Here is a 3,999-nt window from a genome sequence, read left to right on the forward strand (position 1 = left end):
CGGCCAATAAATTGTTCTAATTCTTTGATTTTTTGCTCTAAAGCCAGGCGTTTTTGCGTCTCGCTTTTTTCCTCAACTACCTTGGTAATGCTTCTTTGGTAGTGAGGCGAATATTTCTTGATCCATTTATAGACCGCCGATTTGGTAACGCCATACACCCGACAAATTTCGCTGACACTGGTCTGACCTTCATCATATTCTTTCACGCGGGATCGACGAAAATCTTCGCTGAAGTAGCGTCGTTCCCGAAGGTAAGATCGAGTTTTCTTTGACTTTTTCATGTGCCTGAATTTAAGGTTTTTTGAGTGTATGTACACTCGTTTTTTTGTCAACCTATTTCAGGCGCGCACACACCCTCAACCGTCGACCGTCGACCGTCCACCATCCACCACAACCATGCCCAATAAAAACGTCAACCTCTCCCTCCAGATCGTCCCCATCAATACCCAAGACGCCTATCCCGTCATTGATGAGGCCATTTACGCGATCCAGCGATCCGGGGTCAAACACGAAGTACAACCCTTTGCCACTTTAATGGAAGGAGAACTATCCGAACTCTGGCAGGCCGTGCTGGATGCCAAAGCTGCCGCCCTGGAGGCCGGGGCCGAAGAACTGATCCTGAACATTCAGGTCCATTTGAAAAAGGATAAGGATGTGGCACTGACGGAGAAGACCGAGAAGTTCAGATAAGCGGTTGAGCAGTCGTTCCGGTCAGGATAAAAAAAAGGGAAAAGATTTTCTATTCTATGAGATTGGATTCAAATTATTGGGAATCAATTATTTGAGAGGTTTAAGTCTGCGTTTTAGGCTCGTATTTTCAGCATTATTACAAAAAAAAGATAAAAAAAATCTACCCATCTGGGTACATCTCATTTCACGGCAACACATCAGGGTGTAAATCAAAATTAACCTATTTAACCCTAAAATGTTTTTAACGTGAAAAAGATCTATTTGTTAGCCCTGGCCATGATGATCGCCGGAACCGGAATGTTCGCTCAGTTGTACTCCCTGAACTTCGAAAAGATCAAAGCTTCTACCGGAAATTACGAACTCTCCAGAGTAATGACCAGCTACGATGCCCGCAGCGGTATCGCTACGCTTGACCTGAAAAACATCAAGGATGGTAGAAACTACCTGGCTACGGATAAAACCAACGGTCGCAGATTGTTCCTGCTTGCCAAAAGAGACGGTAGCCGTGTGAAAATTGGCGGATTTGCCGTACAGGATCGCAGCGGTCGCTGGATCGACCTGGGCTCACAAGCTGCCGGAAAAGGTGGTGACGACTTCGGTTGCCCCGATGGCTGGGATTCCAAGATCATCTGCTATACGCACCCCACTTACAATGTGACGGTTTGCTACACCAGATGTACGCCTACCCAGCTGACTATGTCTTTGCCTTCCGGTTTGTAAAAAATACTGTTGAGACGATAGACGTTGAATGGCAGAAGGACAAATTCTTCGGAGGTATCCGTCCAACCAATGACGGAACTCACACCCAAAGATCAACGATAAAAGTTTCGATACGATAGACCACAGTTAGGTGAAATTACAGTCTCTCCGGGCTTTAGCACTTTTCTTACAGCAAAACTGTACGGAAAGCCGCTAAAGCCCATTTTCATTTTACCGGTAGTTGCAGCCGGTCTTTCAGGAGATGGACTACGCGGGTAAAATCGTTGGGATCCTCAAAAGAAAGCAACCTAATTTCCTCCCCCCTGACGTAAATCTTCACCATGAAGTAGGAACTGAATAAAAAGCTGCCGTAATTCCGGGTGGAATAATACTCAATATCCCGAAACGGGATCTTCCGGCCGTCGAAATCCAGTACTTCCGTTTGGAGCTGCTCGTTTTCCCGGTGCTGAATAAAAATAAGGTCCCGCTGAAAGTCAAATGTTACCTTATTCCGCCAGCGGAGCGGATTGTCCAGCCAGAGCTGCCGGATCCCCAGGCTCCAGGCTATAAGCAGGATCAGGTAAAAGAAGGCACCGCCCGTTGGCAGTCCGAAGATCAGTAAGAGGAATTTCAAACCATAAAAGGCGGAGACCAGTAAGGCGATCATGCGCGTGCCGAAGCGCAACCACAATCCGGGGGTCCGGGATTCGTATGTTATTACCTGATCCACTACCTATATTTTGTTATCCGTTTTGTCCGGCTGGTGCCGTGATCTGAAACAAACTGCGGTTCCAGCGAGATGATGCGCTGGGGCCGCGCCTAAAAATAAAAATTTGCGGGTATTCTTCGGGGAACGTTTGCTACAGGATCTCCATATTTAAAACAATTTAACACTGCGGAACTCATCTTTTTGCTATCTTAGCTGTTAATTGATGTATATACATGTATTTCCATGAAAAGAAAAGATTTTATCTATAAACTAACAGGAGGATTAGCAGCTATGGCAGGATTAGGTGCTTTAAGCAAATTTTCGGATGCCTTGCCCCGGCAGGGTAAAAAGATGCCCGTGCTATTTATCGGGCACGGTTCCCCTATGAACGGGATCGAGGACAACGAATTCAGTCAGTACTGGAAAAAGCTGGGACAGGAAATTCCGACTCCGGCCGCCGTTTTGTGTATTTCGGCCCACTGGCTGACCCGCGGTACTCACATTACCGCTATGGATACGCCCAAAACGATCCATGATTTCGGTGGATTTCCGCAGGAGTTATTTGCCGTGCAGTATCCGGCACCGGGTAGCCCGGCTATCGCTCAGGAGACGGCCCAGCTGATCCAGAGTACGGATGTGGGACTGGATCACGACTGGGGGCTGGACCACGGTTGCTGGACGGTGGTTCGCCACATGTATCCGGACGCCGATGTGCCCGTGCTGCAACTGAGCATCGATTACAATCGCCCCCCGGCTTACCACTACAAACTGGCCGGAGAACTGAATGCCCTGCGCAGTAAAGGGGTGCTCATTATGGGCAGCGGTAATATGGTGCACAATTTGCGACGCATCGACTGGCAAAATATGAATACGCCCAACTTCGGTTTTGACTGGGCGCAGGAGATCAATGAAGTATTTAAAGATAAGATCCGGCACAAATTGCACAATGATCTGATCGATTACCGTTCACTCGGTACGGCCGCTCAGTTGGCGATCCCGACACCGGATCATTATTATCCGCTCTTGTATACCCTCGGGTTGCAGGATAATAAAGATGATGTCGAGATCTTCAATGATAAATATGTCGGTGGTTCGCTGACCATGACCTCCCTGCGTATATCCGCCTAAAGCGGAATCATCAGGGTTAAAATAACAAACATGAGTCATCCCGAATTTTGGCCTAGGCTGAAATTCGGGATGCTTATTTTAGGAGGAAAAGGAAAAGCCCCTTGTATATTTGGGTATCTGACCACACCAAATCACAAGGGGCTATGTTCAAAGAACGTTTGCAAGATAAGTTAAATCAGGAAAGTGCACCAAAAGCATCACAATTTTTGCTGTGTCAGATTGCTGCTTATTTATCTCCACTAGATCAGGTACTGGATCGTCAACTGGACAAACGCCTGGTGCGTACCTTTTTCGATCTGTTCGTTTCCATTCTTATTTTTCGTCACAGTAAAATGGGGCTACTCCTGAGTGAGTTGGGGGCTTATGTCTGTGGCCCGGCTCATGCTCCGGCCGGTACCAAACGGATCAGCAATTTACTACGGTCTAAAAAGTGGACGGCATCGATAGTTGATCAGTTCTTATTTGAGCGTACCCGTCAAAACGTGCAAGCCTTGCAGCAACAGGGTAAGCGGCCGTTAATGCTGTGGGATGATTCCCGGATAGAGAAGCCTGAGAGTTGGTTTTTGCAAGGGCTGTGTAGTGTATACAGTAGCAAAGGTCGACGGCTGACCAAAGTCAAAAGAGGCTTTTATCGGCCTCCGGTAAGCCGGATCTGCGTACCCGGTTTTAAGTGGACGGCCGTCATGCTGTCGGCTCTTGGGAGTGTGCCCAGTGTATGCCAGATGAGTTGGTGGACCACCCGGGGTAAATTTAAAGAAGATGGCCCCAGCATT

General features: G+C 47.7%; 5 protein-coding genes and 1 pseudogene. 4 read left to right on the plus strand and 2 right to left on the minus strand.

Going from position 1 to position 3,999, the window contains the following annotated elements; genetic code table 11:
* Positions 1 to 281: transposase (locus tag CRP01_RS41485; protein ID WP_143473734.1), on the minus strand; the 281-nt coding region annotated here is incomplete at its 3' end.
* Between the two features lie 115 nt (positions 282 to 396).
* On the opposite strand from CRP01_RS41485, the gene CRP01_RS41490 reads away from it, so the two are divergent.
* Both CRP01_RS41490 and CRP01_RS41495 read left to right on the plus strand, forming a co-directional pair.
* Complete coding sequence (locus CRP01_RS41490; protein ID WP_170110765.1) at positions 397 to 690, plus strand: thiamine-binding protein; 294 nt, start codon at positions 397 to 399, stop codon at positions 688 to 690.
* Positions 691 to 936: 246 nt separating this feature from the next.
* Positions 937 to 1,410 carry a hypothetical protein gene (locus CRP01_RS41495; RefSeq protein WP_099156005.1) on the plus strand — a complete coding sequence of 158 codons (474 nt, stop codon included), beginning with the start codon at positions 937 to 939 and terminating at the stop codon, positions 1,408 to 1,410.
* 205 nt (positions 1,411 to 1,615) lie between these two features.
* Here CRP01_RS41495 and CRP01_RS41500 read toward each other — a convergent pair whose 3' ends face one another.
* Positions 1,616 to 2,119: a hypothetical protein gene (locus tag CRP01_RS41500; RefSeq protein WP_099156006.1), complete on the minus strand. Its 504-nt coding sequence runs from the start codon at positions 2,117 to 2,119 to the stop codon at positions 1,616 to 1,618.
* 270 nt (positions 2,120 to 2,389) lie between these two features.
* On the opposite strand from CRP01_RS41500, the gene ygiD reads away from it, so the two are divergent.
* Positions 2,390 to 3,226, plus strand: a complete 837-nt coding sequence (ygiD, locus tag CRP01_RS41505; protein WP_099156007.1) for a 4,5-DOPA-extradiol-dioxygenase — start codon at positions 2,390 to 2,392, stop codon at positions 3,224 to 3,226.
* Positions 3,227 to 3,369: 143 nt separating this feature from the next.
* Positions 3,370 to 3,999 (plus strand): annotated as a pseudogene (locus tag CRP01_RS41510) (transposase); the annotation flags it as partial.

Source organism: Flavilitoribacter nigricans DSM 23189 = NBRC 102662 (genome assembly GCF_002646595.1).
Lineage (GTDB): Bacteria > Bacteroidota > Bacteroidia > Chitinophagales > Saprospiraceae > Flavilitoribacter > Flavilitoribacter nigricans.

What these genes read in the sequence shown, in the direction of transcription:
- ygiD (WP_099156007.1), top strand. Translation starts at nt 2,390, where the DNA reads ATGGCAGGATTAGGTGCTTTAAGCAAATTTTCGGATGCCTTGCCCCGG.
- CRP01_RS41490 (WP_170110765.1), top strand. Translation starts at nt 397, where the DNA reads ATGCCCAATAAAAACGTCAACCTCTCCCTCCAGATCGTCCCCATCAAT.